The sequence below is a fragment of the Asanoa ishikariensis genome (genome assembly GCF_900107455.1).
GTDB lineage: Bacteria > Actinomycetota > Actinomycetes > Mycobacteriales > Micromonosporaceae > Asanoa > Asanoa ishikariensis.
Genome location: NZ_FNQB01000002.1, coordinates 37964 through 64784 on the forward strand (window position 1 = coordinate 37964; position 26821 = coordinate 64784).

The 26821-nt window shown below is 70.1% G+C and carries 24 protein-coding genes and 1 pseudogene; 17 read left to right on the top strand and 8 right to left on the bottom strand.

What is annotated here, in order from left to right; translation table 11 throughout:
* The first annotated feature begins 85 nt into the window (after positions 1-85).
* Together BLV39_RS14460 and BLV39_RS14465 are read left to right on the top strand one after the other, a co-directional pair.
* The gene (locus tag BLV39_RS14460) at positions 86-1030 is read left to right on the top strand and encodes a Ppx/GppA phosphatase family protein (protein ID WP_090791658.1); all 945 of its coding nucleotides are present in this window, start codon (positions 86-88) and stop codon (positions 1028-1030) included.
* 61 nt (positions 1031-1091) lie between these two features.
* Positions 1092-1892 carry a sugar phosphate isomerase/epimerase family protein gene (locus BLV39_RS14465; protein WP_176984923.1) on the top strand — a complete coding sequence of 267 codons (801 nt, stop codon included), beginning with the start codon at positions 1092-1094 and terminating at the stop codon, positions 1890-1892.
* Here BLV39_RS14465 and BLV39_RS14470 read toward each other — a convergent pair.
* On the bottom strand, positions 1889-2422 hold the full coding sequence (locus BLV39_RS14470; protein WP_090791661.1) for a CGNR zinc finger domain-containing protein: 534 nt from the start codon (positions 2420-2422) through the stop codon (positions 1889-1891). The genes BLV39_RS14465 and BLV39_RS14470 overlap by 4 nt on opposite strands.
* A 137-nt stretch (positions 2423-2559) precedes the next feature.
* Between BLV39_RS14470 and BLV39_RS14475 the strand changes: the two genes are divergently transcribed.
* The 6 genes from BLV39_RS14475 to BLV39_RS14500 all read left to right on the top strand — a co-directional run bounded on the left by BLV39_RS14475 (position 2560) and on the right by BLV39_RS14500 (position 7814).
* Complete coding sequence (locus BLV39_RS14475; RefSeq protein ID WP_090791665.1) at positions 2560-3480, top strand: proline dehydrogenase family protein; 921 nt, start codon at positions 2560-2562, stop codon at positions 3478-3480.
* Between the two features lie 53 nt (positions 3481-3533).
* A complete protein-coding gene (locus BLV39_RS14480) occupies positions 3534-4844 on the top strand; it encodes a hypothetical protein (RefSeq protein WP_143049765.1) in 1311 nt (436 codons plus the stop codon).
* Positions 4845-5019: 175 nt separating this feature from the next.
* Entirely contained in the window at positions 5020-5229 is a 210-nt protein-coding gene (locus BLV39_RS14485) for a helix-turn-helix domain-containing protein (RefSeq protein WP_089253551.1), read from the top strand.
* A gap of 217 nt (positions 5230-5446) precedes the next feature.
* The gene (locus BLV39_RS14490; protein ID WP_007465623.1) at positions 5447-5548 is read left to right on the top strand and encodes a 30S ribosomal protein bS22; all 102 of its coding nucleotides are present in this window, start codon (positions 5447-5449) and stop codon (positions 5546-5548) included.
* Between the two features lie 113 nt (positions 5549-5661).
* The gene (locus tag BLV39_RS14495; protein WP_090791669.1) at positions 5662-6723 is read left to right on the top strand and encodes an NAD-dependent epimerase/dehydratase family protein; all 1062 of its coding nucleotides are present in this window, start codon (positions 5662-5664) and stop codon (positions 6721-6723) included.
* A gap of 221 nt (positions 6724-6944) precedes the next feature.
* Positions 6945-7814, top strand: a complete 870-nt coding sequence (locus BLV39_RS14500; RefSeq protein ID WP_090797267.1) for a lysophospholipid acyltransferase family protein — start codon at positions 6945-6947, stop codon at positions 7812-7814.
* A gap of 16 nt (positions 7815-7830) precedes the next feature.
* Here the strand turns inward: BLV39_RS14500 and BLV39_RS14505 are convergent, their stop codons facing one another.
* The 3 genes and pseudogenes from BLV39_RS14505 to BLV39_RS14515 form a co-directional block, all read right to left on the bottom strand.
* Positions 7831-8706 (bottom strand): HAD family hydrolase, encoded by an 876-nt coding sequence (locus BLV39_RS14505; protein WP_090791671.1) that lies wholly within the window; start codon positions 8704-8706, stop codon positions 7831-7833.
* Positions 8707-9074: 368 nt separating this feature from the next.
* A pseudogene (locus BLV39_RS14510) lies at positions 9075-9941 on the bottom strand (DUF5667 domain-containing protein); the annotation flags it as partial.
* A 115-nt stretch (positions 9942-10056) separates the two neighbouring features.
* Positions 10057-10950, bottom strand: coding sequence for an ECF subfamily RNA polymerase sigma factor, BldN family (locus BLV39_RS14515; protein WP_090797271.1), 894 nt, complete (start codon positions 10948-10950; stop codon positions 10057-10059).
* Between the two features lie 588 nt (positions 10951-11538).
* Between BLV39_RS14515 and BLV39_RS14520 the strand changes: the two genes are divergently transcribed.
* The 3 genes from BLV39_RS14520 to BLV39_RS14530 are packed head-to-tail and all read left to right on the top strand — an operon-like array spanning position 11539 to position 13949.
* The gene (locus tag BLV39_RS14520) at positions 11539-13062 is read left to right on the top strand and encodes an AMP-binding protein (RefSeq protein ID WP_239083635.1); all 1524 of its coding nucleotides are present in this window, start codon (positions 11539-11541) and stop codon (positions 13060-13062) included.
* Positions 13055-13291: a glutaredoxin family protein gene (locus BLV39_RS14525; RefSeq protein WP_090791677.1), complete on the top strand. Its 237-nt coding sequence runs from the start codon at positions 13055-13057 to the stop codon at positions 13289-13291. The genes BLV39_RS14520 and BLV39_RS14525 overlap by 8 nt, the downstream gene beginning before the upstream one ends.
* A gap of 10 nt (positions 13292-13301) precedes the next feature.
* A complete protein-coding gene (locus BLV39_RS14530; protein ID WP_373315288.1) occupies positions 13302-13949 on the top strand; it encodes an HAD family hydrolase in 648 nt (215 codons plus the stop codon).
* Here BLV39_RS14530 and BLV39_RS14535 read toward each other — a convergent pair.
* Positions 13938-14582, bottom strand: coding sequence for a response regulator (locus BLV39_RS14535; RefSeq protein ID WP_090791684.1), 645 nt, complete (start codon positions 14580-14582; stop codon positions 13938-13940). The two genes, BLV39_RS14530 and BLV39_RS14535, sit on opposite strands and share 12 nt — an antisense overlap.
* A gap of 53 nt (positions 14583-14635) precedes the next feature.
* Positions 14636-15940 (bottom strand): sensor histidine kinase, encoded by a 1305-nt coding sequence (locus BLV39_RS14540; protein ID WP_090791688.1) that lies wholly within the window; start codon positions 15938-15940, stop codon positions 14636-14638.
* Positions 15941-16242: 302 nt separating this feature from the next.
* Between BLV39_RS14540 and BLV39_RS14545 the strand changes: the two genes are divergently transcribed.
* The 6 genes from BLV39_RS14545 to BLV39_RS14570 all read left to right on the top strand — a co-directional run bounded on the left by BLV39_RS14545 (position 16243) and on the right by BLV39_RS14570 (position 22407).
* Positions 16243-16968, top strand: a complete 726-nt coding sequence (locus BLV39_RS14545) for a redox-sensing transcriptional repressor Rex (RefSeq protein WP_090791692.1) — start codon at positions 16243-16245, stop codon at positions 16966-16968.
* Positions 16965-18272, top strand: a complete 1308-nt coding sequence (locus tag BLV39_RS14550; protein ID WP_090791696.1) for a glutamyl-tRNA reductase — start codon at positions 16965-16967, stop codon at positions 18270-18272. Before BLV39_RS14545 ends, BLV39_RS14550 begins: the two co-directional genes overlap by 4 nt.
* Positions 18269-19195 carry a hydroxymethylbilane synthase gene (hemC, locus tag BLV39_RS14555; RefSeq protein ID WP_090791699.1) on the top strand — a complete coding sequence of 309 codons (927 nt, stop codon included), beginning with the start codon at positions 18269-18271 and terminating at the stop codon, positions 19193-19195. The genes BLV39_RS14550 and hemC overlap by 4 nt, the downstream gene beginning before the upstream one ends.
* A complete protein-coding gene (locus BLV39_RS14560) occupies positions 19192-20772 on the top strand; it encodes a bifunctional uroporphyrinogen-III C-methyltransferase/uroporphyrinogen-III synthase (protein WP_090791701.1) in 1581 nt (526 codons plus the stop codon). The genes hemC and BLV39_RS14560 overlap by 4 nt, the downstream gene beginning before the upstream one ends.
* Complete coding sequence (gene hemB, locus BLV39_RS14565) at positions 20772-21755, top strand: porphobilinogen synthase (protein WP_090791705.1); 984 nt, start codon at positions 20772-20774, stop codon at positions 21753-21755. Before BLV39_RS14560 ends, hemB begins: the two co-directional genes overlap by 1 nt.
* 178 nt (positions 21756-21933) lie before the next feature.
* Positions 21934-22407: a helix-turn-helix domain-containing protein gene (locus BLV39_RS14570; protein ID WP_090797275.1), complete on the top strand. Its 474-nt coding sequence runs from the start codon at positions 21934-21936 to the stop codon at positions 22405-22407.
* Positions 22408-22459: 52 nt separating this feature from the next.
* On the opposite strand, the gene BLV39_RS14575 is transcribed toward BLV39_RS14570, so the two are convergent.
* Positions 22460-25696 carry a lamin tail domain-containing protein gene (locus BLV39_RS14575; RefSeq protein ID WP_090791707.1) on the bottom strand — a complete coding sequence of 1079 codons (3237 nt, stop codon included), beginning with the start codon at positions 25694-25696 and terminating at the stop codon, positions 22460-22462.
* 90 nt (positions 25697-25786) lie between these two features.
* Entirely contained in the window at positions 25787-26791 is a 1005-nt protein-coding gene (locus tag BLV39_RS14580; protein WP_090791710.1) for a GNAT family N-acetyltransferase, read from the bottom strand.
* Positions 26792-26821: the final 30 nt, after the last annotated feature.

A 26821-nucleotide genomic window follows, 5' to 3' on the forward strand; every position in this document is an offset into this window, starting at 1 on the left:
ACAAGACTACGCCCGAATAGGCTGCGGGCCCGCGTTGCCGCACGGCAACGCGGTGGCGATAACCGTTGGGCCATAAGGTGCGGACATGAGGTTGGGCGTTCTAGACGTCGGTTCCAACACCGTTCACCTGCTGTTGGTCGACGCGCACCACGGTGCGCACCCGTGGCCGGCGCACTCGGAGAAGGCGGTGCTGCGGCTGGCCGAGCAGATCGGCCCCGACGGCGCGCTCACCAAGGCGGGCTCGGACGCGCTGGTCAAGGCCGCGCACGACGCGCAGGCCAGCGCCCGCCGGTTGAAGGCCGACGACCTGCTGGCGTTCGCCACCTCGGCGGTCCGGGACGCGACCAACTCCCAGGAAGTGCTGGCCCGGGTACGCAAGGAGACCGGCGTGCGGCTCCAGGTGCTCTCCGGCGCCGACGAGGCCCGCGCCACCTTCCTGGCCGTCCGGCGCTGGTTCGGGTGGTCGGCGGGCCGGCTGCTGGTGCTCGACATCGGCGGCGGCTCGCTGGAGATCGCGGCCGGCATCGACGAGACTCCGGACCTCGCGATGTCGCTGCCGCTGGGCGCGGGCCGGCTCAGCCGTGAGCGGCTGGGTGTCGATCGGGACACCTCCTCGCCGCCGTCGCCGAAGAGCGTCGACGAGCTCCAGGCGTACGTGGAGAAGCAGCTCGAGTCGGCCGCGGCGAAGCTGGCCGAGGTCCGGTGGGACCGCGCGGTGGCCACCTCGAAGACGTTCCGCACGCTGGCCCGGCTGGCCGGCGCGGCACCGTCCCGGCAGGGACTCTGGGAGCCGCGCGCGCTGACCGCTCAGGGCCTGCGCCAGGTGCTCGGCTTCATCCGGCTGATCCCACCGCGCCAGGTGTACGAGCTGGAGGGCGTCAGCGCCAGCCGGTCACACCAGTTGCTGGCCGGTGCGGTCGTGGCCGAGGCCGTGCTGCGTCGCCTCCAGATCGAAGCGGCGGACATCTGCCCGTGGGCGCTGCGCGAAGGCGTGATCCTGCGCCGGCTCGATCAGCTTGAATCGGCATAAACGATGGATTTGGGGTGGCTCGTCCAGGTGCCTGCTGCCGCGTAGGACTACCCTGATTGACGTGACCTCGCGCACCCCCGTACTGCTGTCAAGCTCTTCGGTGTTCCCCGAGCCGACCGCCGCCGCCTTCGAAATGGCCGCGCGGCTGGGCTACGACGGCATCGAGGTCATGGTGTGGACCGACGCGGTGAGCCAGGACGCCGGTGCCCTGAAGGGGCTGGCGGCGCACTACGGCGTGCCGGTGCTCAGCGTCCACGCGCCCTGCCTGCTGGTGACCCAGCGGGTGTGGAGCTCCGACCCGTGGGAGCGGCTGCGCCGCGCGGCCGAGCTCGCCGAGTCGCTGGAGGCGCCGACCGTGGTCGTGCACCCGCCGTTCAGTTGGCAGCGCGACTACGCCCGGTCGTTCCAGCCGGGGCTCGAGCGGATCGCGCACAAGCACAGCGACCTGACCTTCGCGATCGAGAACATGTTCCCGGTGCGCATGGCCGGCCGCGAGTTCGTGCCCTACCAGCCGGGCTGGAACCCGACCGAATCCGGCTTCGACGCGTACACCCTGGACCTGTCGCACTGCGCCGCTAGCCGCACGGACGCGCTCGCCATGGCCGACGCCATGGGCGCCGGCCTCAAGCACGTGCACCTGGGCGACGGCAGCGGCGAAGGGCGCGACGAGCACCTGGTGCCCGGGCGCGGCAACCAGCCCTGCGGCGAGTTGCTCGAGTCGCTGGCCGGGCGGGGCTTCCGCGGCTCGATCGCCGTGGAGGTCAACACCCGGGGTGCCAAGAGCCGCGCCGACCGCGAGGCCGACCTGGGCGCGGCCCTGGAGTTCGCCCGCGCCCACCTGCCGGCCCCGGCCAAGGTCTAGACGCCCGCGAGAGTCGCTCTCTTGCGAGCCCGGTGCGCCGCCACGTGCGAGCGCGTCGCGCACCGCTCGGAGCAGAACCGCCGGCAGTTGTTGGACGACGTGTCCAGGTAGACGTTGCCGCACCGGTCGTCGGCGCAGACCCCGAACCGGGCACTGCCGTGGGTGGTCAGCCAGACCGCCAGCCCCCACACCGCCGCGGCGAGGAACTCGTTGCTGGCCGAAGCACCGCGGCTGGTCACGTGCATGTGCCAGTCGCTGGCATCGTGCCCGGAGATCCGCGGCTGGACCGGATGGTCCTTCAGCAATGAGTTGAGCTCGTTGACCGCCTCGGTGTCGCGGTCGGTGCTGCCGAACTGGAAGACGTCGCGCAGCCGCTTCTGGGCACGGCGGAACGTCGTCACATCACGCTCGGTGACCTCGTCGCGCATCCAGGCGTTGTCGGCGATGAAAACGGCCCGCAGGTCGTCGATGCCCTCCATCGGGGCGTTGACCAGGTCAACGGCGGTGCGCGCGTACGCATCGAAGTTCACCCGACAACCGTAGACGACGCGGCCAGAGCATGCCTCGTCCGTCGGGTCACTCCGCGACGAAGCCACTCCGCTAAGCGATCATGAAGGGTTGCCAAGCTCGCCGAGAAGCGTCCGCCAACGGGCGCTACGCTGCGGTCATGCTCCGTTCGGTCATCCTCGCCGCCTCCCGGTCATCCCGGGTCGAGCGGCTCGTCGAGACGGCTCCGCTGACCCGCGACGTCGTCCACCGCTTCATCGCCGGCATCGCCACCGATGACGCTCTGCACACGACCCGCGACCTGGTGGGCGACGGCCTCCGGGTGACCCTCGACCACCTCGGCGAGGACACGGTCAACCCCGACCAGGCGACGGCCATCAAGGACGAATACCTAGCGCTGCTCGGAGCGCTCGGCGGAGCCGGCCTGACGCCCGCCGCCGAGGTCAGCGTCAAGCTCTCGGCCCTCGGCCAGAAGTTCGACGAGCAGCTCGCGTACGACCTGACGCGGCAGATCTGCGCCGCCGCGAGCAACGCCGGCACGACGGTGACCCTCGACATGGAGGACCACACCACCACGGACTCCACCCTGGAGATCCTGGCCAAGCTCCGGCTCGACTACCCGACCACCGGCGCCGTGCTGCAGGCCTACCTGCGCCGCACCGAGGCCGACTGCCGCGAGCTGGCCACGCTCGGCTCCCGCGTCCGGCTGTGCAAGGGCGCCTACAAGGAGCCCGAGTCGGTCGCCTTCCAGTCCGCCATCGACGTCGACAAGTCGTACGTGCGCTGCATGAACATCCTGATGTCGGGCGAGGGCTACCCGATGCTGGCCACCCACGACCCCCGGCTGATCGCGATCGCCGAGGACCGGGCCCGCTGGTTCGACCGCTCGACCGACGCGTTCGAGTTCCAGCTCCTGCACGGCGTGCGCCCCGACGAGCAGTTGCGGCTGGCCGCCGAGGGCTACACCGTGCGCGTCTATGTGCCCTACGGCAACGACTGGTACGGCTACATGATGCGCCGCCTGGCCGAACGTCCGGCGAACCTGCTGTTCTTCGCCCGCGCCATGAAATCGCGCAAGTAACTCATCCGTACGGCTGATCCCTCGATCGGGTGGACGGCCTTAATCTCGCCCGGATGGCTGAGGAGACAGGTGCGCCGGCACCACGCCGGCGGTGGTCCTTGTGGCTTTCCCTCGGTCTGGTGGCCACGCTCGTGCTGTGCGTCGCTCCGGTCGGAGTCGGCGTCGTCGTGTTCCGCGGGCTCGACTCGCCGGCCTGGCCGGCGACACCGTCAGCCAAGGCCGAGCCGGCCCGCAGTCCGGTCGCCGGCGACGCCGACCGGGTCACCGCCGCGTGGTTGCGCGACAAGATCGGTGCCGCGCTGACCGCACAGGGCACCGCGCTGCTCGGCGGCGACCAGGCGGGCTTTCTCGCGATCGCCGATCCGGCCAGCCCGGCGAAGGCCACGCTGAGCGCCCAGTTCGCCTCGCTGCGGGGCATGAAGATCACCCGCTGGGTGCCGTCGGCGGACTCCATCCCCTCGTCGGTCGGCCCGCAGAAGTGGCGGACCCTGGTCGAGGTCGAGCACTGCTTCGTCGAGCCCGACTGCAAGCCGATGACCATCACGTACGGCACGGTGTGGACCGACACCGCGGCCGGGCTCAAGCTGGTCGGCGTCGAGCCGTCCATGTCGACGTACGACGGCCCCCGCCCGTGGGAGGTCGACCAGCTCGTGGTCGCCCGCGGCAAGCGGGTCATGGTGGCCACCACGAACGCGCTGCGCGGGCAGCTCAAGACCGTCCTGGCCGAGGCCGAGAAGGCCGCCGTGGTCGCCGACCGGTACGCGGTCGGTGGGCCGCCCCCGGCGCACTACGAGGTGTTCTACGCGGGCACCGAGCAGTGGAAACGGTGGTTCGGCGGCAGCCGGCCGGCGTGGACCGCCGGCTACGCGCTGCCGGTCGGCGGGCGCCAGGTCGACGTCGTGATCAACGCGGCCGCACCGCAGCGCAACAACCTCGACGACCTGCTCCGCCACGAGATGACCCACGCCTCGACGATGCCGCAGAACGGCTTCCCGACGTCGGCCTGGTGGCTGGTCGAGGGGATCGCCGAGCTCGCCGCGTCCGGTGGCGCCGCGCCGCAGGCCTACGAGGGCATCGAAGAGGTGCGCAAGGTGGTCAAGGAGCGCGGCTGGGCCGGTCCGCTGCAGGACCTCAAGATCGCCGATGGCGCGGCCGACTGGGAGGTCGCCGGCGCGTACGGGATCGGCTACCTCGCTGTCAGACAGCTCGCGGAGCGGTTCGGCGAGCCCGACGTGCTGGCCTTCATGAAGGCCCTGACACATGACCGGATGTCGATCGAAGAGGCCAGTCGAGAGGTCTTCGGCGAGCCGTGGTCTGTGCTCAATGATCAGTGTGTGGCAGCTGTGAGGGCGGCCGCAGCATGATCATTCATCGAGATATGTCCCCTTTAGGGGTAAATTTCGGGAAAACTCGGTGAGTTGCCTTGACTAACCATGATCAAACCGGCGAAGGGATCGCGCCGGTAACAACGGCACCGCTACCGTACTAGTTACACGAGCGCCTGACGGCGCGCGCCGGGGATGGATTGGTTGGTGAGCCATGGCAGGATCACCACAAGCCGACAGGCTGTCGGAGGTCAAGTTCCTCACGGTGGCCGAGGTGGCGACATTGATGCGGGTGTCAAAGATGACGGTCTACCGCTTGGTGCATTCGGGTGATCTCACCGCGGTGCGCGTCGGTCGATCGTTCCGGGTTCCGGAACACGCCGTGAACGAATACTTACGGGGCGCGTTCCAAGAGTCCGCATAAGAGTGGCCATGGAGCCGGCCGCGGGGCTGTGATGGCCCCGCGGCCGGGGTCGCTTTGGCTGGGCTGACGGTCGACGCGTACCCTGGATCGCGATTCTTACCCCGCTGTGGTGCAATGCGCCCGCCGTCGGGTCGGATCCGATGTCAGATCGCCGTCGGCCTTCACGTCCCCGTGACGTCCGGCGCATGTCGCACGTTCACTGGGAGAGGGCTGTCGTATGGGCTCGGTGGTCAAGAAGCGCCGCAAGCGTATGGCCAAGAAGAAGCACCGCAAGCTGCTGCGCAAGACCCGCGTCCAGCGTCGCCGTCTCGGCAAGTGACGTCGGCCCGAGCCTGAGGTCCAATCCTGGGCCGTCGGTTCGGGTCTGACGTCAGATGCCTGTGGCCCGGCGCGTCCGCGCGGCACCCTCCTGAGATTTGACCGGAGGCCAACGTGAGGTCGCGACCAACAGGCTCGGTTGTCGTCACCGGCGTCAGCCGGTTTCTGGGCGCCCACGTGGCCGCCCGGCTCGCCGCCGACGACCGGATCGGCCGCGTGGTCGGGCTTGACCCGCACGCGCCGCCAGCGGAGTTCGCTCACCTGCTCGACGGTGTCGAGCAGGTGCGCGGCGACGCCGGGTCCGCCAGCACCGTGATCGCCGACCTCGAGGCCGAGGCGGTGGTCCATCTCGCGCTGGCCACCGCACCCGACCCGCAACACGGCGGGCGGGCGGCGATGAAAGAACAGAACGTCATCGGCACCATGCACCTGCTAGCCGCCTGCCAACAGGCGCCGCGGCTGCGCAAGCTGGTGATGCGCTCGTCCACGGCCGCCTACGGGGCGTCGTTCCGCGACCCGGCGGTGTTCACCGAAGACACCGAGCCGCGTGAGGTGCCCCGCGGCGGGTTCGCCCGGGACATCCTCGACATCGAGGGCTACGTCCGAGGCTTCCGGCGCCGCCGCACCGACGTGACCGCGACCGTGCTGCGCTTCGCGCCGTTCATCGGCTCCAACGCCGACACCACGCTGACCCGGTACTTCGCCCGCCCGGTGGTGCCCACCGTGCTCGGCCGCGACCCGCGCCTCCAGTTCCTGCACATCGAGGACGCGCTGGAGATCGTGCACCGGTCGGTGGTCGACGACCACGCCGGCACGTTCAACGTCGCGGGGGCCGGTGTGCTCTCGCTGTCCCAGGCGATCCGCCGGGCCGGCCGGATACCCGTGCCCGTGCTCGAACCCGGGCTGTCCGCCGCCTCCAACCTGGTGCGCAACCTCGGCCGCAGCGGCTACGGGCTCGACCAGGTCGACCTGTTCGTGCACGGCCGGGTGGTCGACACGAGCAAACTGGTCAGCGAGTTCGGCTGGAGCCCGCGGAGCACCGCCGACGCGTTCGATGACTTCGTCGCGGGCCACCGTGGTGGGGCGGTGCTGCGCCGGGAACAGTTGGCCATCGCGGAACAGGCCATCCTCGACGGGATCCGCCAGGCACGCGCGACCGTGCAGGAGAAGGCATGACAGACGATTCGGGCCGGCCCGACCGGCCGCCGCGCAAGAGCACCCGCAAGGCGACCCCGCGCCGCGCACCGGCGCAGAAGACCAACGGCGCCAGCCGCCGGGGGAGCGTTCCGGCCACGGAGTTCACGGTCGTCGAGCCAGCACCCAACGGCAACGGTCCGGCCGCCTCCAACGGTGTCCGATCCACAACTCCCAGCAGCAACGGGACTGCCCCGGCGCCGTTGCCGCCCGCGGTGGAAGACCAGCCCGGTGACGTCTGGGACGACCGGGTCGCCCGGGGGCTGGCGTTCCTGCGGCGCCGGCTGGGCGGTGACTACGAGGTCGACGAGTTCGGGTTCGACCCGGAACTCACCGACAAGGTGTTCCTGCCGATGCTGCGGCTGCTCTACCGCGACTGGTTCCGCACCGAGGTCTTCGGCGTCGAGAACCTGCCGGCGAACGGGTCGGCGCTGGTGGTCGGCAATCACTCCGGCACCGTCGCGCTCGACGCGATCATGCTGGCCACGGCCGTCAACGACCGCACGCCCAACCGCCGCCACCTGCGGCTGCTCGGTGCCGACCTGGTGTTCCGCATGCCGATCGTCTCGGAGCTGGCCCGCAAGTCGGGCGGCACGGTCGCCTGCAACCCCGACGCCGAGCGGCTGCTGAGCACCGGCGAGCTCGTCGGTGTCTTCCCCGAGGGCTTCAAGGGCGTCGGCAAGCAGTACGCGCAGCGCTACAAGCTCCAGCGGTTCGGCCGGGGCGGGTTCGTCTCGGCGGCGCTGCGCACCGGCACGCCGATCGTGCCGGCCGCGATCGTCGGCGCCGAGGAGATCTACCCGATGCTCGCCGACATCAAGCCGCTGGCCCGGCTGCTCGGCCTGCCCTACTTCCCGGTGACGCCGACCTTCCCGTGGCTGGGCCCGCTGGGCATGCTGCCGTTGCCGAGCAAGTGGCTGATCGAGTTCTCGAAGCCGATCCCGACGGCGCACCTGCAGGACCAGGCCGACGACCCGCTGGTCGTGTTCAACCTGGCCGACCAGGTGCGGGAGACCATCCAGCAGACCCTGCACACGCTGCTGGAGCGCCGGCCAGACCCCTTCGGCCGGTAAGCCGGGTAAAGCCGGCTCAGCCGGCGCGGCGCCGCCGGCGGGCCGCCAGGACCGTTGTGATCGCGCCGGCCAGCAGACCGGCGGCCAGCGTCGACGGCACCGCCACTTTGGCGGCCTTGCGGCCGGTGCGGAAGTCGCGCATCTCCCAGCCCTGCTCGCGGGCGGCTCGACGCAGCCCGCTGTCGGGGTTGACGGCGACCGCGTTGCCGACCGCCGAGAGCATCGGCAGGTCGTTGACCGAGTCGCTGTAGGCGGTGCACCGGCGCAGGTCGAGCCCCTCGACGTTGGCGAGCTGGGTGATCGCGTCGGCCTTGGCCGGGCCGTGCATCAGGTCGCCGACCAGTCGGCCCGTGTAGGCACCGTCGATCACCTCGGCCACCGTGCCGATCGCGCCGGTCAGCCCGAGCCGCTGTGCGATGACCCGGCCGATCTCCACGGGTGCGGCGCTGACCAGCCAGACCCGCTCGCCGGCGTCGAGATGCAATTGCGCCAGCGCGCGGGTGCCGGACCAGATCCGTGGCGCCATCAGCTCGTCGAAGATCTCTTCGGTCAGCCGCTCGATGTCGTCGACCCGCCAGCCCTCGATGAACGCCAACGCCACCTTCTTGGCGTTCGACATGTCGCCGGCGTGTTCGGCCGCGAGCAGCCGATAGCGGGCCTGCTGCCAGGCGAACCGGGCCAGGTCGGTGGTGGTGAAGTAGCGCCGCGCGGCCAGCCCACGGGCGATCCAGTAGATCGACGCGCCCTGCAGCATGGTGTTGTCGATGTCGAAGAAGGCCGCCGCGCTCTTGTCGATGTCGACCTCGAGCGCCGCTTCGAGCTCGGCCGCGGCCCAACCTGCCGTGTGACCGTGTGCGTCCGTGCTGATGGTCAGCCGGTGCTCCGATGTCACGCAGCTACCTCCGATCGATCCGCCCTTGGCCCCACAAACGAGGGTATCCGGCCGAACGCACTGCTTCAGCGATCGAGGCGTTCCTCCAGGTGAGGAACGCCCCGATCGTGGTAGGTCGGCAGGAGTCAGGAACCGGGTACGAGGCCGCCCAGCAGGCCGCCGAGATCCTCGACGAGGTTGCTGTTGTTGCTCGGTGCCGGGGTCGGCGTAGCCGGTGCCGGGCTGGAACCCGGACGGTCGGCCGAGCCCGGCGTGGCGGGTGAGCCGGACGGGGCCGGCTTCGGGTCGGACTTCTCCGGCCGCGACTCGTTGGCCTCGCCATTGCCGCCGGACTGCTTGCCAGCCGGTGCGTCAGCAGGTGCGCTGCCCGCCGGACAGGTGCCTGGCAGCGGACCCAGCGCGTCGGCCTTGGCCGCCGCGTCGCCGCCGCACTCCAGCGACCGGCGCAGCTCGTCGGACCGCTTCTCGACCGAGAGCAGCAGCGCGACGGAGGACAGCGCACGCTCGTGGCGGGCTCCCGTCGTCGTGCCGAGCAGGCTGCTGACCTCGGTGCGCTGGTGCTTGAGGAACGCGTCGACCGCGTCGAGCGCGGCCATCTCGTGCCGTTGCGCCGCGGTCGTGGTGAGCAGCCGCACACCCTCGGTGGTGTTGGCGTCCATGTCGTCGAGCGCCCGGGCGAACCCGTCGCTGTCGCTGACGGCCCGCGCCTCCGAGAGTCGGTTGCGGGCGAAGTCCAGGAAAAGCTGGCCCTTGGACAGGTCGGAGCTGGCCAGTGCGAGCTGAGCCCGCTCGGTGGAGCGCTTGACGCCGTAGAGCGCGTCGCCCGGAACCGCGTTCTCGCTGGCCGCTGACATGCCCGAGATGGCGATCGCACCGACGGCTACGCCGGCCAGGATCGCTCCACGGGTACGGAGACGGCGCGCCCGTTGCTTCGGCGCGTTGGCCGCGGCCCGGAACGCCTGCAGGTCGACGGTCGCGCCGGTGTCGGCGATCGCGCCGATCCCTTCGCGCTCCGCCGCTGCGACGAGGGCCGCACGCAGGCTCATCCGGAACTCAGGGTCGACGTCAACGTCGACTGAGTGTTTGAGCGCTGACACCCGATGCCCGACAGCCACGACATCGGCGAGATCGTTGTCCACCGGAGACCGCACGTGGTGACGACGGCCGCCGTGGGCCTCGTCGAGAAGCTGGGCGAAGCGCTCGGCGCGCCGCCGGTGGAAAAGGACGGAGTTCACCGCGGGCACCTCCCTTCGCTGATTACGACAGTGAAACCGGGATGGGAACCCATCACCGGACGCATCGAGTTCAACTGTCGTAGGGCACGAAAAGTTACGGGGCGGTCCCCACCGGTCACGGTTGGAACCCGTCCGGCAGCAGCCGGGCGAGGGCTCTGACCGCACGGTATTGCAGTGCCTTGATGGCACCCTCGTTCTTGCCCATCGACTGCGCCGTCTCGGCCACCGAGAAGCCCTGGAGGAACCGGAGCACGATGCACTCCTGCTGCTCCGGGTTGAGCTGCTTGACGGCCGTGAGTAGGGCGACGTTGGTGATGTGGTCGACGACGGCGGCTTCGGGGCTGCCCTCGGGGCCGCGGTCCTCGCGGTCGGCGTCGAGCACGTCGCCCGTGGTCACCTCGAGCCGGTAGCGGCCCGACTTGAAGTGGTCGGCGACCAGGTTGCGGGCGATCGTGACCAGCCAGGCGCCCAGGTCGCGGCCCTGCCAGGTGAAGCTGCCGATGCGCTTGAGAGCGCGCAGGAACGTGTCGGAGGTGAGGTCCTCGGCGAGCTGGCGGTTGCCGACGCGGAAGTAGACGAACCGGAAGACGGTGTCGACGTAGCGGTCGTAGATCAGCCCGAACGCCTCGGCCTCGCCCGCCTGGGCCCGCTCGACCAGCGTCCAGACCTCGGTGGCCGGGTCGGACGGGTCGGGGCGGGACGGGTACTGGGTCGGCGCGCCTCCGGAGCCTCCGGTGCGCTGCTCGGTGATCGGCGGCACGGCGGGCAGGACGGCGGTCTCGCCGCTTTCCGCCGGGCTCTGGCCGACACCGGGTTGGGCCGGCATGGTCGGCCGGTTGGGAGTGCCCACGCGACCGCCGTTGACCTGCTTGGAGTTGCTGCCCGGGCCGACTGGCCGGCCAGGGATGTCGGTGTGCGGCTTGTTGCGGGTCCGCCGGGCGCCCCCGTCGGCGACGGAACCGTCGCCACGCCAGGTGGATCCGTCACCTCGGATGTCGAGGATCCGCATCTCGTGCACCGTCCGGCGCAAGGCCGCGAGGCCCGCGCTCAGTGCGGCTGGGACGTCATGGAGTTCATTGCCCGGGGCATAGCTGTAAGCCGTCACTTGCCGCCCTCCAGGCCGCGTGCGGGGGCTGCGTCAACAGCCAACCGGAGCCACCAGGAGGCGGCACCGGGACATAGGTGCTCATGCAACGCGTTCACGGGCACAGCGGCCTCCTCGGGGATGAGGGGTGTGACTCACATACAAAAGGGGTGAGCCGACCCAGGAATGATAGGGCCAACATCACCCACGTGTGGGGAGTCCGTTACACAGAGCCGAAGTATTTCCCGATACCACCTGAACGTGTCGCACATCTTGTCCGCTGCCGGACCTAAGACACCTAGCCGGAGGACGGCTGTCACCTGCGGAAAGCGGCCGACACGCCGAATCGCGACACGCCGATATGCACAGGTGCCTCTAGCCGATCGGCGACACGCGGGTGCCTCGTCGGTTCGTGAGCACGGTCCCGTCGGTGGGATCGCGACGCACACTCGCACAACGCACCGGACGACAACCGTGGCCACGGTCGGCGACACTGTGCCAGACTCGGCGACCGTGGTGGACCACCGTTCCGACACACTTGCCGACCGGGTGGCCGCAGCCGCTGCCGCGACACCCGACAAGACCGCCTTGATCTGGCACGACACGAGCCTGCGCTGGGGTGAGCTGGACCGTCGCGTCGATGCCGCCGCGGCCGCGCTCACCGGGCTCAACCTGCCAGCGGGCGCTCGGGTTGCGCTCGCGTTACCCAACTCACCCCGCTACGCCGTGACCTTCTTCGCCGTCCTGCGCGCGGGCCTGGTCGCGGTGCCGGTGAATCCGCAGTACACCGCCCGGGAACTGCGGCACGTGCTGGCCGACTCCGGGGCGTCGCTGTTGGTCGCCAGCCCCGATGTCGCGCGCGTCGTGGAGGGCATCCGAGGCGACCTGCCCGAGTTGGCGCGCGTACTCGAAAAGCTTCCCGAAGAGGGTCCGGCCGGTTCCGTGGCCGCGACCAACGATCTGGCCGTGCTGCTCTACACCTCGGGCACCGAAGGCGCGCCCAAGGGCGCGATGCTCAGCCATCGTGCGCTGCTGGCCAACCACGCGCAGATCGACGGCATCACGCCCACTGTGGTCGGTCCGGACGACATCCTGTTGCTCGCATTGCCGCTCTTTCACGCCTACGGGCTGAACTCCGGGCTTGGCGCGGTCGCCTATCACGGCGCCACCGGTGTGCTCGTCGACCGCTTCGATCCGGCGGACTCGCTTGCCCTGATCGCCCGGCACGGCGTGACCGGGCTGGTCGGCGTCCCCTCGATGTACCAGGCCTGGTCGCTGGTGCCGGACGCCGGCGCGGCGCTGACGACGGTACGGGTCGCGGTGTGCGGCGCCGCGCCGCTGGACCCGGAGACCGCGACGCGGTTCACCCGGGCGACGTCGCTTCCGGTCTTCGTCGGGTACGGGCTGACCGAGACCGCACCGGCGGTCACCTCGACGCTGCTCAGCCCGGAGCCGAAGCTGGGCTCGATCGGCCGCGCCATTCCCGGTGTCGAGCTGCGGCTGGTCGCGCCCGACGGCAGCGCGGTCTCCGACGTGTCCGATCTGGACAGTGACGAGTTCGACCTCGAGCTCGGCCCGCCGGAGACCGACCCCGGCGAGATCGTGGTCCGCGGCGCCAACCTGTTCGACGGCTACTGGCCCGACGGGCGCGACGGTCCCGACGCCGACGGTTGGTGGGCCACGGGCGACATCGCGTACGCCGACGCCGACGGAGACCTGTTCATCGTCGACCGCCGGGGTGAGCTGATCATCGTGAACGGCTTCAACGTCTACCCTCGCGAGGTGGAACAGGTTCTGGAAGCCCACCCTGGCGTCGCCGAGGCGGCCGTGATCGGCGTGCCGCACCCGTACACCGGACAGACCGTCAAAGCGTTTGTCGTGCGCGCTCCCGGCACCGAGGTGGATCCCGACGAACTGCTCTCGCACGCCGAGGCGAATCTCGCCCGGTTCAAGACGCCGACCGCGCTGGAGTTCGTGGCGGAGCTGCCGCACTCGGCGATCGGCAAGGTGCGCAAGGCGGAACTGCGGGATGTCTAGGGTCACGTTGCTCACCCGGGTCGACTGCCACCTGTGCGACGCGGCGCGGTCCGCGCTGGACCGGGTCGCACAGCGCACCGGTGAGCCGTGGACCGAGGTTGACGTGGCCTCCGACATCGAGCTCGAGCGCGACTACGGCGACCGGTTGCCAGTCGTGTTGCTGGACGGCAAGGAGCACGGTTACTGGCGGGTCGAGGAGGACCGGCTGGCCCGAGATCTCGATGGGTAAAGTCGTTCACGTGACGCGTACGCACCTGGTCTGGGACTGGAACGGCACCCTGCTCAACGACTTCGCACTGGTCCTGTCCGCGACCAACCACGCGCTCGCGACCGTGGGCGGCCCGTCGGTGACCGCCGACCACCACCGGCGCCACTTCATCCGGCCGGTCGCCGACTACTACGCGATGGTGCTCGGGCGGGCAGTCGACGCCGACGAGTTCGACCAGCTCGACGAGATCTTCCACGACGCCTACCGGGCCGGGCTGACCACGTGCGCGCTCGCCGACGACGCGGTCACCGCCATGCGGTCCTGGCACGGCAGCCAGTCGCTGCTGTCCATGTGGTTCCACGAGGACCTGGTGCCGGCCGTGACGGCGTTCGGGCTCGACGGCCGGTTCCGGCGGGTCGACGGGGTGCAGGTCGCGCTCGGCGGAGACCGGGCGTTCAAGGCCGGCCACCTCGCGCGGCACATGGCGGCACTCGAGCTCGACGGTGCGTCGATGGTGCTGATCGGCGACTCGCTCGACGATGCCGACGCCGCCACGTCGGTGGGCGCCGGATGCGTGCTCTACACCGGCGGGTTCACCGACGAGGAGCGGCTGCGCGCCTCCGGGCATCCGGTGGCCGGGACGCTCTCCGAGGCCGTTGAGCTCGCCCTAACCGCGTAGGTAGGTCAGCACCGCGAGCACCCGCCGGTGCTGCTCCTCGTCGGGCGGGAGCTGAAGCTTGGTGAAGATGTTGCGCACGTGCTTCTCCACGGCGCCGTCGCTGACCACCAGCTTGCGGGCGATCGCGGTGTTGGACATGCCCTCGGCCATCAGCCCCAGCACCTCGCGCTCGCGGGCCGTCAGCTCACGCAGCGGGTCGTCACGCCGGCGCCGCACCAGTAGCTGGGCGACCACCTCGGGGTCGAGCACCGTCCCGCCGCCGGCCACCCGGGCGAGTGCGTCCAGGAACTCGGTGATCGCCGCCACCCGGTCCTTGAGCAGGTAGCCGACCGCGCCGGCCCGATCGGCCAGCAGATCGTCGGCGTACGAGACCTCGACGTACTGCGACAACACCAGCACCGGGGTGCCGGGCACGAGGCGGCGTGCCTCGACAGCGGCCTTGAGTCCTTCGTCGGTGTGTGACGGCGGCATTCGCACGTCGACGATCGAGACGTCGGGTTTCTCTCGGACGATGGCCTCGACCAGGCTCGGCCCGTCACCGACCGCGGCCGCCACCTCGTGGCCGTGCTCGGTCACGAGCCGGACCAGGCCCTCGCGGAGGAGTACGGCGTCGTCAGCGATCACTATGCGCACCGGTCGAGCGTAGTAGAAGGGCCCCCGTCGGTAGGGGGCCCTTCAGATGCGGTTCAGATCGGGAGCGTGGCCTGGATCAGCGTGGGGCCTCCGGCGGGGCTGGTGACGGTGAGCTGACCGCCCGCCGCGTGCACCCGGTCGGCCAGGCCAGCCAGGCCGTGGCCCTTGGAGACGTGGGCGCCGCCCTCGCCGTCGTCGGAGATCTCCACCCGCAGATCTTCGCCCTCCCGGCTGACCGCGATCCGGCAGATCTCCGCCCGGCTGTGCTTGGCGACGTTGGTCAGCGACTCGGCGACCACGAAGTAGGCGGCGCTCTCCAGCGCCGGGTCCAGCCGGCCGGCGGAGGTGCCCAGCGCCTGGTCTATCGAGAGGTCGATCGGGATCACACCGCGACCGGCGAGGGCGGCCAGCGCGCTGGGCAGGCCACGGTCGACCAGGATCGGGGGTGCGATGCCCCGGGACAGCGAGCGGAGCTCGTCGAGGGTCTCCCGGGTCTGGGTCAGCGCCTCGTCGATGGTCCGGCGGGCCGCCTCCGGGTCGCGGTCGAACTGCTGCTGTGCCCGGCCGAGGTCCATCGCGAGCCGGACCAGCCGCTGCTGGGGACCGTCGTGGATGTCGCGTTCGAGCCGGCGCAGGGCGGTCGCCTCGGCCGACACCGCGGCCCGCCGCTGCCCTTCCAGTGTGGTGATCTTGCTGCGCATCTCGGCCACGCCGGTCAGCATCGCCTTGCTGAAGTTGGCCTGCAGCAGGGCCACGCCGCGCACCACGATCGGCAAGCTGAGCAGGAAGAACACCCCGATGGCGGTGTACAGCAGCAGGCGCGGACCGGTGCCGTCACCCAGGCCGAGCAGGGTGTTGAGGTCGACCTCGTCGTCGCCGCGCGGAATCGCCCAGTCGTAGGCCCAGTAGAACGCGCCGCCGATCGCGCCGGCCCACCAGACGACGGTGACCACGAACCCGAAGATCGACAGGACGAACTTGACCAGGGCGTGCACCGCGTCGAGCCAGGACTGGCTGTCGCCGATGACCGCGATGACGCGCTTGAAGAGGCCGGCGCCAGGCGCGGCGGTGCGGTACTCGGGGCGCACCCGCGGCAGCCGCAGGATGCGGCCGATCGCGAGCCGGTCGAGGTCGGCGAAGATCCGGGCGAGCAGCAGGGCTCCCGCCATCACCGGCAGGCCGATGCCTGTGACGATCAGGCCGGCGCTGAGCACCAGCCCGACCAGGACTGCGACGAAACCGGCGATCGCCAGCGGAAAGCCCACGATCACGTACGCCGAGTCGGTCATCAGCTGACGCACGATGCCACGGTGACTCGTGGTGCTCGAGGTGGGGCTGGAAACGACGGCTGTTGTCATGCCATCGACGCTAGGCATCAGCGCTCTTTACCCCCATCCAGTCGGCTTGCCTCTTCAGGGTAGGGCTGGCCGTACCTCACCCCGGTACCCGCGACTCGCGATTGGTGGTATGGGTCCGATTTACGCAATAATCGTGAGCAGGAACGGCGACCAAGATCGCGATTTGTGCACGAGTTCACAAGCGCTTAGTCTGTGTTCCCGACGAATCCCGTTAACACAGCCGGTCTTCGCGCATTGGGTCGGGGGCGGCACAGCCGCGGGCCCCGCTCGCGGGCAGCCGGACGATCGCAAAACGGAGTCGCATGAGCCAGCACCGCCCGACAGGCCCCAACGGACGGTCCGGCGGCGTACCCGCCCTCCCGGACCTGCCCGAGGCGACGGTGGCCCGCCTGCCGGAATATCTTCGTGCGCTGCACCACATCGCCGAAACGGGCAACGACACCATTTCGAGCGAGGGGCTCGCCGCGGCGGCCGGGGTCAACTCGGCAAAGCTTCGCAAAGACCTTTCCCACCTCGGCTCGTACGGGACGCGTGGGGTTGGCTATGACGTGGCGCTGCTCATCGACCAGATCGAGTTCACCCTCGGGCTGACCCAGCGCCGCGCGGTCGCGCTGGTCGGCGTCGGTAATCTCGGTCACGCATTGGCCGGCTACGCGGGCTTCGCCAGCCGCGGCTTCCGCATCGCTGCCCTCTTCGACGCCGACCAGGCCCGGGTGGGTGAGCCGATCAACGGCCTTGACGTGCGTCACATCTCTGAGCTGGCCACGGTCGCCGCAGCCGAGTCGATCGCGATCGGCGTCATCGCCACCCCCGCCGCGGCCGCCCAGGACGTCGCCGACGCCCTCGTCGCGGCCGGCGTCACCAGCATCCTCAACTTCGCGCCTTGCGTACTTTCGGTACCCGAAGGGGTGGACGTCCGCAAAGTCGACCTGGCGATCGAGTTGCAGATTCTGTCGTTCCACGAGCACCGTAAGTCGGCGTTGACCTCCCTACCGGGCGGCCTTGCAGAAGAGGCGGTGGGCACGTGAACCTGATCGTGGTGGGCGCTTCCTACAAGACCACGCCGGTCGCGATGCTGGAGACGCTGGTGGTGCCGGCGGTCGACGTGACCAACACGCTCGACCAGTTGGTGGCCCAGCCCTACGTACGCGAGGCGGTCATCGTCTCCACGTGCAACCGGGTGGAGATCTACGCCGCGGTCACCGGCTTCCACGGCGGACTCACCGACATCTGCGCCGTGCTCGGTGAGCGCGCCGGTCGCTCCCCGGCCGAGCTGGCCACCCACCTCTACGTGCACCACGACGCCGCCGCGGTCGAGCACGCGTTCCGGGTCGCCACCGGGCTCGACTCGATGGTGATCGGTGAGGCGCAGATCCTCGGCCAGCTCCGTGACGCCTATCACGCCGCCACCGAGGCCGACAGCGCCGGCCGCACCCTGCACGAGCTGATGCAACAGGCGCTGCGGGTCGGCAAGCGGGCACACGCCGAGACCGGCATCGACCGGGCCGGGCAGAGCGTGGTGACCGCGGCCCTCGACATCGCCGCCAGCCACTTCGCCGGCGGACTCACCGACCGGCCCGCTCTCGTGGTGGGTGCCGGCGCGATGGGCGCCCTCTCCGTCGCCACGCTGTCCCGCATCGGCGTCGGTCCCGTGTCGGTGACCAACCGGGGTGCCGACCGCGCGACCCGGCTCGCCGCCGCCTACGGCGCGACCGCGGCCCCGGTCGCCGACCTGCGGCGACTGCTGTCCGAGGTCGACCTGGTGATCGCCGCGACCGCGTCCACCGAGCCGGTGCTCACCCGCGAGACGGTCGAGGCCGCCCTGCCCGGTCGCACCACGCCGCTCGTCCTGCTCGACCTGGCCGTGCCGCGCGATGTCGAGCCCGAGGTCGCCGGCCTGCCCGGCGTCGTCGTGGTCGACATCGACACGCTCGCCGCCGAGTTGCGCGCCGGCCAGCACGCCGCCGACGAGGTGGCCGTGCAGGAGATCGTCGAGACCGAGGTCGAGGCGTTCGTGGCCTGGCTGCGCGGTGCCGACGTGGCACCGACCGTGGCCGCGTTGCGCACCCGGGCCGACGAGGTCGTCGCCGCTGAGCTCAGCCGCCTCCGGCAGCGCCGTCCGGAGCTTTCCGAAGAGCAGCGGGCCGAGGTCGCACATGCCGTGCACCGGGTGGTCCGCCGCCTCCTGCACTCGCCGACCGTCCGGGTCCGGCAACTCGCCGCCGAGCCCGGTGGCGACCAGTACGCCGCGCTGATGCGCCAGCTCTTCGACCTCGAAGTGCCGCAGACCGCGCAGGCGGATGACGTCCCCCCGTTGGGAGAGCCCAGATGACCTCGCTGCGCCTCGGGACCCGGGGCAGCAAGCTCGCGCTGGCCCAGTCCCGGTTGGTCGCCGACGCGGTGACCGCCGCCACCGGCCGTCCGGTGGAGTTGGTGGAGATCAGCACCGCTGGTGACCGGTCTTCCGCGCCCGTCGCCCAGTTGGGCGTCGGCGTGTTCGTGTCCGCTCTGCGTGACGCGCTCACCGAGCGCCGGATCGACTTCGCGGTGCACTCCTACAAAGACCTGCCGTCGGCCCAGCCGGGCGCGCTGCACATCGCGGCCATTCCGCTGCGGGAGGACCCGCGCGACGCGCTCATCGCGCGCGACGGCCGCATGCTGACCGACCTGCCCGACGGCGCGATCGTCGGCACCGGCGCGGTGCGCCGGATCGCACAGCTCAACGCGCTGCGGCTGCCGCTGCGGGTGACGCCGATCCGGGGCAACGTCGACACCCGGATCAGGCGGGTCACCGGCCCGGAGGCCGACCTTGACGCCGTCGTCGTCGCCCGTGCCGGAGTGGTCCGGCTCGGGCGGGCCGACGAGATCACCGAAACGCTCGACCCCATGCTGATGCTGCCCGCACCGGCACAGGGTGCGCTGGCGGTGGAGTGCCGCCACGACGACCACGACCTGGTCGCGGAGCTCGGAGCGCTCGACGACGGACCGACCCGGGCCGCGGTCACCGCGGAACGGGCGTTGCTGGCCACGCTGGAGGCCGGGTGCAGTGCCCCGGTCGCCGCCTACGCGGAATTCGCGGAGGGTGAGGACGGCGATGAGATCTACCTGCGCGGTGCGGTGATCAGCGCGGATGGCGAGCGCGCCATCCGTCTTTCGCGCACCGGAACGCCCAGCGCCGCCGCGGAGATCGGCAAGGCACTCGCCGCCGAACTCCTCGACCGTGGCGCCGATACCTTGTTTGGGAGCACAGAATGACCCGCACCCGTAAGCCCGCAGGCCACATCTCGTTCGTCGGGGCGGGACCTGGCGATCCGGGCCTGTTGACCCGCCGGGCGCACGACGCGCTGGTCGAGGCAGACCAGGTGGTCTACGACCGCGGCGTGCCGGAGTCGCTGCTCGCGGCGATCCGCGCCGAGGCCAAGGACGACGCCCAGTTCACCCCCGCCGAGGGCACCACCGGCGACGTGGCCAAGGTGCTGATCTCGGCCGCGCGCTCCGGGCTCTCCGCCGTGCACCTCGTGGCCGGCGACCCGTTCGGACACGAGTCGGTGGTCAAGGAGGTGCAGGCCGTCGCCCGCACCGCCGTCCACTTCGAGGTCGTGCCGGGAGTCGGCCAGGCCGAGGGCGTGGCGACCTACGCGGGCGTTCCGCTCCCCGGGCTGCGCACCGCCGCCGACGTCGACGACGTCTCGTCGCTGGACTTCGAGGCACTGGCCGTCGCGGTGGCCCGTGACTCGCTGGCCCTCGCGGTCGACGCCGGTGACCTGGCCGCGCTCCGTGATGGCCTGCTCTCCGCCGGCCTCGACGGCACCACCCCGGTCGGGGTGACCGGCGACGGCACCGGCGAGACCCAGTTCACCACGACGTCGACCGTCGACAGCTTCGTCGCTGCCGCCCTCGGCTTCACCGGACGGGTGGTGCTCACCCTCGGCGCCGGCGTCGCGCACCGCGACAAGCTGAGCTGGTGGGAGAACCGGCCGCTGTACGGCTGGAAGGTGCTGGTACCCCGCACCAAGGAGCAGGCCGGCGCGATGAGTGCCCGACTGCGTGCCTACGGCGCGATCCCGTGCGAGGTGCCGACCATCGCGGTCGAGCCGCCCCGCACGCCGGCGCAGATGGAGCGCGCGGTCAAGGGCCTGGTCGACGGCCGCTACGCCTGGGTGCTGTTCACCTCGGTCAACGCGGTCCGCGCGGTCTGGGAGAAGTTCGGCGAGCACGGCCTCGACGCCCGCCACTTCGGCGGCGTGAAGATCGCTTGCATAGGAGAGGCGACGGCCGACGCGGTCCGCGCCTTCGGCATCCAGCCCGAGCTGGTGCCGGCCGGCGAGCAGTCCTCGGAGGGCCTCCTGGCCGAGTTCTCGCCGCACGACGAGGTGCTCGACCCGGTGGGTCGGGTGCTGCTGCCGCGCGCCGACATCGCCACCGAGACCCTCGCCGCCGGACTCACCGAGCTTGGCTGGGAGGTCGACGACGTGACGGCGTACCGCACGGTCCGCGCGGCGCCGCCGCCGGCCGAGATCCGCGACGCCATCAAGTCGGGCGGCTTCGACGCGGTGCTCTTCACGAGCTCGTCCACGGTCCGCAACCTGGTCGGCATCGCCGGCAAGCCGCACACCCGCACGGTGGTCGCGGTCATCGGCCCGAAGACGGCCGAGACGGCAACGGAGTTCGGCCTGCGCGTCGACGTCCAGCCGGCCCACGCCTCGGTCCCGGACCTGGTCGAAGCCCTGGCCTCGTACGCGGTGGAACTGCGCGAAAAGCTGGCAGCGATGCCGGCGAAGCAACGCCGCGGCTCGAAGGTGCAAGGCCCAACAGCGCTGCGGTTCCGCTGATGGCTTTCCCCACGGACCGCCCACGCCGCCTGCGAGTCAACTCCGCGGTACGCCGCCTGGTCGAGGAGACCAAGCTGGCGCCGTCGGAGCTCGTACTGCCGATGTTCGTCAAAGAGGGCCTGACAGAGCCCCGCCCACTGTCCGCGATGCCCGGCGTTGTGCAGCACTCCCGCGAGTCGCTGCGCAAAGCCGCGGCCGAAGCGGTCAGAGCAGGCGTAGGCGGCATCATGCTCTTCGGCGTCCCGACCTCAAAGGACCCAGAGGGCTCAGGCGGCCTGGACCCGAACGGCATCCTCAACGTAGCGATCCGAGACGTGATCTCAGAGGTAGGCGACGCCACAGTAGTAATGGGCGACCTCTGCCTGGACGAGTTCACCTCACACGGCCACTGCGGCGTCCTGGACGAAGCAGGCCAAGTAGACAACGACGCGACCCTGGAGTCCTACGCCAAGATGGCGGTAGCCCAGGCCGAAGCGGGCGCACACATGGTGGGCCCGTCCGGAATGATGGACGGCCAGGTAGGCGTAGTCCGCCAGTCCCTGGACGCAGAGGGCTACCAGGACGTAGGAGTCCTGGCCTACGCGGTGAAGTACGCGTCAGCCTTCTACGGCCCGTTCCGAGAAGCAGTCGAGTCATCCCTAGAGGGCGACCGCCGCACATACCAACAGGACCCAGCCAACTTCCGCGAGGCCCTACGCGAGGTAGCGCTAGACGTAGAAGAAGGCGCGGACATAGTGATGGTCAAACCGGCCCTCACAAACCTGGACGTAATCGCCGCGGTCCGAGCAGCAGTAACCATCCCGGTAGCCGCGTACCAAATCTCCGGCGAGTACGCGATGGTCGAAGCCGCAGCAGCCAACGGCTGGGTAGACCGCGAACGCGCCCTGATGGAAACCCTGACCTCAATCCGCCGAGCCGGAGCCCAAATAATCCTGACCTACTGGGCCACAGAAGCAGCCGCCCTCCTCCGCTCGCGCTACTAAAGATCACCACCACCCCACCAACCCACCCCCTGTCTCACCGCATTTGCTCTGCACCCATATACGCACCACCCCTGCGTCGGGCCGGTGCGTATATGGGTGCAGAGCAAAGCTGCTGAAGTTATCCACAGGTTCTGGGGTCGGGGTGTTGGGCCGGGGTTCCGGGCGGCATGCTTTGGCGATGGGTGGGCTGGCGCTTCCGGTTTCGGGTCTTTTGCGGGCTGCTCGGCGGCAGGCTGATCTCAGTCAGCGGCAACTTGCGGCTAGGAGTGGGGCTAGTCACGGCACCATCAGTCGGATCGAGGCTGGTGGGTTGGTTCCTAGTCTTTCCATGATGGAGAAGTTGCTGGCTGCGTGCGGGTATCGGCTGTTGGTGGTCGATGATGGGCGGCGGACGCTGCGGCCCATGGCTGACAGTGACAACACCTTGGACGGGGCTCGTCGGCGGTTTCCGGCTCATCTCGACGTGATTCTTGATCCGTTGCCGGGGGAGTGGTGGGCCGACATCTACGGGCTCGCGCGGCCGCCTGAGACGTTTTATCGCGATCGGGGTAAGCGGGATCGGCAGCGGCGGCGGAGTCAGTGGGAGGTTCGGGTCAAGCAGCAGCGTTGGCTGCCGCCGCCTCCGACGCTTTTGGAGTATTACGGCGGCTGAGACGCGAAACGGCCCGGCTGTGGGGCCGGGCCGTTTCTGGGTGCGTGGTGCGTTAGTCGTCGTTGCGGATCGTGCCTACGCCGATCGGGTCCGTCAGGACCAGGCCGGGGATGCCCGCCACGATCAGCGTCAGGGTTTCGTTCGGTTCGCGCTGGCGGTCGCCCTTGACCGTTACGTCCACCGTTGTGGACGTGGCTCCGGCGGCCAGGGTGCGGCAGCCGATCACCGGGTCGTAGTCGCTGCCTGCTCTCGCGGTCAGGCCTAACGTCGTGCCGCACAGCAGGACCGGCTGGCTCAGCGGGCGGGAGACCGACACGGTGAAGGTGAGCTTGGTCGTGCCTGTGTTTCCTTCGGTCACCGTGGCGTCCGAGACTCGCAGTTCCGCCCTCGAGTTGAAGCGGGCTACCTGCGGGTCGTGGTCGCTGGAACCCCGCGAGCCGTCGCCCGCGTAGTTGGCCGCCCAGTCCGCGTTGATGTGGGCCGCGCGCATTTGCACCAGGTCCGAGTAGAGCGGGTTGTTGACGAACAGGTGGTCCAGCGTCTGGGCCTGTCCTTCGTAGCTGTACGAGTACGCGCTGGCCGGAACGTCCCGGGCAAGGTCCTCCCACAGATTGTGCAGGCCGGCGTCGTACAGCGGCGCCAGTTGGTCGCCCGGGTTGTTCTGTACCGGGTCGTCTGGCCGCGGGAAGACGTTGAGGTCGCCGCCGTAGACGACCCTGGCGTTCGGGTCGGACTGTTCGATCGCTGTGACGATGGCGGCGCCGTAGCGGGCCTGTTCGCGGCGTTGGCCTACTCGGCCGTCCGGAGTCGACGAGTAGTGGTTGCTCACCGCCCACAGGACCGACTTCTCGTTGCCGCCCGGGGTTGCCGCTACCAGGAACTTCGCTACCTGGGGGGCGCGGGTGAAGACGTCCGAGCCGTCTACGCCCGTTGACGTGTCGACGTCACCTGGGAGGTCGGCGTTCAGGGACTTCGGGTTCTGCACATCCGTGTTGTACGGCAGGCCCGGTGCCCGGTACGAGACCGTGGGAGTCGCGCCCAGCACCGTGTCCGTCGCGGCGGCGGGGGCCAGGGCGACTCGGTCTGTGCGGTAGAGGAACGCCGCGGTGATGCCTCGGTCGTCGGCGCCGTCACGGTCATAGGCTGCCGCGTACGCCGGACCGCCCTTGGCCTTGATGGTCAGCGCCAGTTCCTGGATGGTGTCGGGCGCGCCGTCGGCGTTGTCGGTGGTGCCGCAGGACAGGGCGTTGCCCGCGACCGTGCAGATGTCCTGGTCTTCGGCTTCCTGCACGAGGATCACGTCGGGGCTGTGCAGGTCGTTGGTGACCTGGTCGGCGAGCGCGGCCAGTTGGTTGTCGTAGTCGGCCTGGTCGACCGGGACGTAGTCGAACGGCGGGCTCACGCCCGGGCAACCCGTGTTGCCGAGGAAGTCGCAGCCGTCGAACGGGTCGTCGCGGAAGTCATAGAGATTTTCGACGTTGTACGTGGCGACCGCGTACTCCGTGTTGCGGTTGGCGGCCTTCGGTGGGTTGTTCTTCGAGGGGTCCGTGCCGCCCGCGAAGGTGACCTGGCCGGGCTGGATGCCGTACTTGTCGAACGAGAAGTACAGGCCACCGACCGCGTCGCTCGTCAGCTTGTCGAAGGTGTGCGCCGGCGGGAGCAGCGTGAAGCTGTCGCCTGCGCGGTCCTTGACGCCCATCGAGCCGAACATGATCCGGTTGCCGTTCTCGTCATCGAAACGGGCCGGGTTGTTGTCCAGCGGGTGCGAGTCACGGAAGACGCGCTGGGCGTACGGGTCGGCCCGGTCGAGCAGCGGGTCGTCCTTGTCGACCACCCACACCTCGGAGTCGGCGGTGCCGGCGAACACGTCGCGGCCGCTGACGGCCTGTGCGCCCGCCCGTACGCGCATCTGCATGCCCTCGTGCCGCTCCCAGAACCGGTCGGCGCTGGCCAGGTCGACCGGCGGCACCGCGTCGGTGGCGGGGACCTCGACTCCGCTGGCCAGCTTGGACACCAGCGAGGCGCTGGCGAGCTGGCTCAGGTTGAAGAACTCGGTGACCCGGGCGCGGACCACGATCTCGTCGCCGACGACGGGCTGGTAGCCGCCGATCAGCGTGGTGAACGTGCTGGTGTAGACGAAGATGCCGTCGGAGGTCAGCGGGTCGCCGTCTTCGGTGCCGGGGCGGCTCTGCAGGAAGAACCCGTACTGCAGGGCGCCGGCCGAGGTGCGGGACAGGGTCCGCTGGGTGACCACGCCGCGCACGTCGTAGAGCTGCTGGCTGTTGCCGCTGGCCGGGGCGAGGGGCGAGCGGTCGAGCTTGCCCTCCTCGGCATCAGTGGTCTGGCCCTGCACCGCACCGACCGACAGCACGCCGTTGACCTGGACGGCCAGCGTGCACGTCGCGGTGGTGCCCGCGTCGTCGGTCGACGTCAACTGGACCGCGTAGCTGCCGGCCGGCACCTCGGCGCTGACGGTGACCGTCGCCGTGGCGGTCGTACCCGGGCCGGTGGCCGCGGTGAACGCCGTGCGGCTGATGGTGCCCGAGGCCGGTGCCGGTGTGACGTTGGTGACCGCGAGGTCGGTGATCGTGTCGTCCGCGTCAACCGCCGTGACGTCACGGGTCGCCGCCGCACCCTCGGAGGTGGTCAGCGCGCTGCCGCAGGTGAGCACGGCGGGCGCGTCGACGGGGCCGCCGCCGGTGGAGTGGCTGCCGAGACCGTCGAAGGTGTCGGTGGCGAAGCCGTCCCACTGCACCGCCGGGTCGAAGGCGTCGCTCGGGTCGGTGTCGCCCGCCTCGACCGTCGACTTGCGGCGCAACGTGTTGTCGGCCGTGCTCTCCAGCCCCGTGCCCCACTCGGTGCCCGGGTCGACTCCCACCTGGCCGAGCGAGTCGACGACCGCGGTGCCTTTGCGGAGCACGATCGCGTCGTCGCCGTTCCAGAGCCCGGAGCCGCTGGTGAGGTCCGCCTGGGCCAGGATCGCGGGGACCGAGGCCGAGTGGGCGAACACGAAGACGTCGCCGGCGGCGACTGTGCCCGTCAGCGCGGCGTTGAAGGTGGCCGTGGTGGAGCCGTTGAAGTAGACCGACAGTTGGTAACCGGTCAGGTCGACCGGGGCGCCGGTGCCGTTGTAGAGCTCGACCGCCTTGTTGTTGGACGAGCCTTCGACGTACTCGGAAATGATCAGGTCGGTCGGTGCCGCGTAGGCCCCAGTGGACACGCCGAACAACGTGGCGGTCGTGGTAAGGGTCGCGGCCGCCAGCAATGCGGGCGCGCGCAACGAGCGCAAGGAAGCCTCCAGGGGTGGTGGGGGCGTAACGAGGGGTTGGGCAATCAAGGGCTGTGTAACAGCCCCGTATGGCGATCCAGTGTCGGCTAGCTAAACGCCGTGCTCAAGGTGTCGGAGGACGTCGGCGACATCGGCGCCGTATTCGTACCATTCACGGTCAGGCTGGAAGCCGAGCTCCGCGTTGACCTTGAGCATCGACTCGTTGGCCTGTGCGTTCCAGGTCTGCACTTCGGCCAGTTTGGGCTCGGCCGAGCGCAACTCGAAGAGCATCCGGGCTTTGATGGCGCGGTCGATGCCATAGCCACGGTGGTCCTGGGCGACGATCGTGTCGTACTGGTCGGCGCGGGTGGGGTGTTGGGCCGGGACGACGACCTCGGTCAGGCCCGCCACGTCGCCGGTCTTGTCGTGGATCGCGAGCACGATGTAGGGCTGCATGCCCCGGCGGTGCAGGCAGTCGAGGCTCGCCCGTAGTCGCTGGGGGTCGTAGGAGCTGGGTCGCAGGTCGAGGTCGCCGTCGTCGATCTCACGGAGCTCCGCCTTGGCCTTGGCGTACGCGTCGAGCAGGTCGTCGGGCGGCCCGCCCGGGCAGAACTCGATGCGGTAGCCGGCCCCGATGCCGCGGGCCATCTCGCCGAGGGCCAGCCAGTCGACGGAGTTGAGCCGGAGCACACTGCGGGTCTCGGTGTATTCACGGACGAATCCCACCGACTCGAAGAAAGTGACGGCCGGGGTGCCGCCGACGACTTCGGCGCCGATAACGGAGAAGCCTTCGTGATACGTCTTGCGGGCGGCCTGCGCGAGCATTTCCCGGGCCAGGCCCGCACGCCGCGCCTTGGGGTGGATCAGTAACTCGACCACGCCGATGTCGCCGAGGAGCAGCACGTTGGCGTGCCCGACGACCCGTCCTGGTGGCTCTTCGGCGAGCCAGGAAATGCGTCGCTCACCAGGCATCGTCTCCGCGAGGTATTCACGGAGGTAACTCTCTTGCCACAGTGGGTCATCCGGGAGGTCCGCCATGAGCACCGCATTCAGGCTGTCCAGCATCGAACGGAGCTCATCGGCGGAGGCGGTTTTCGGATCCCACTCGCGCACCATCACCTGTCTAGCTTGCCGCTAACAGGTCCT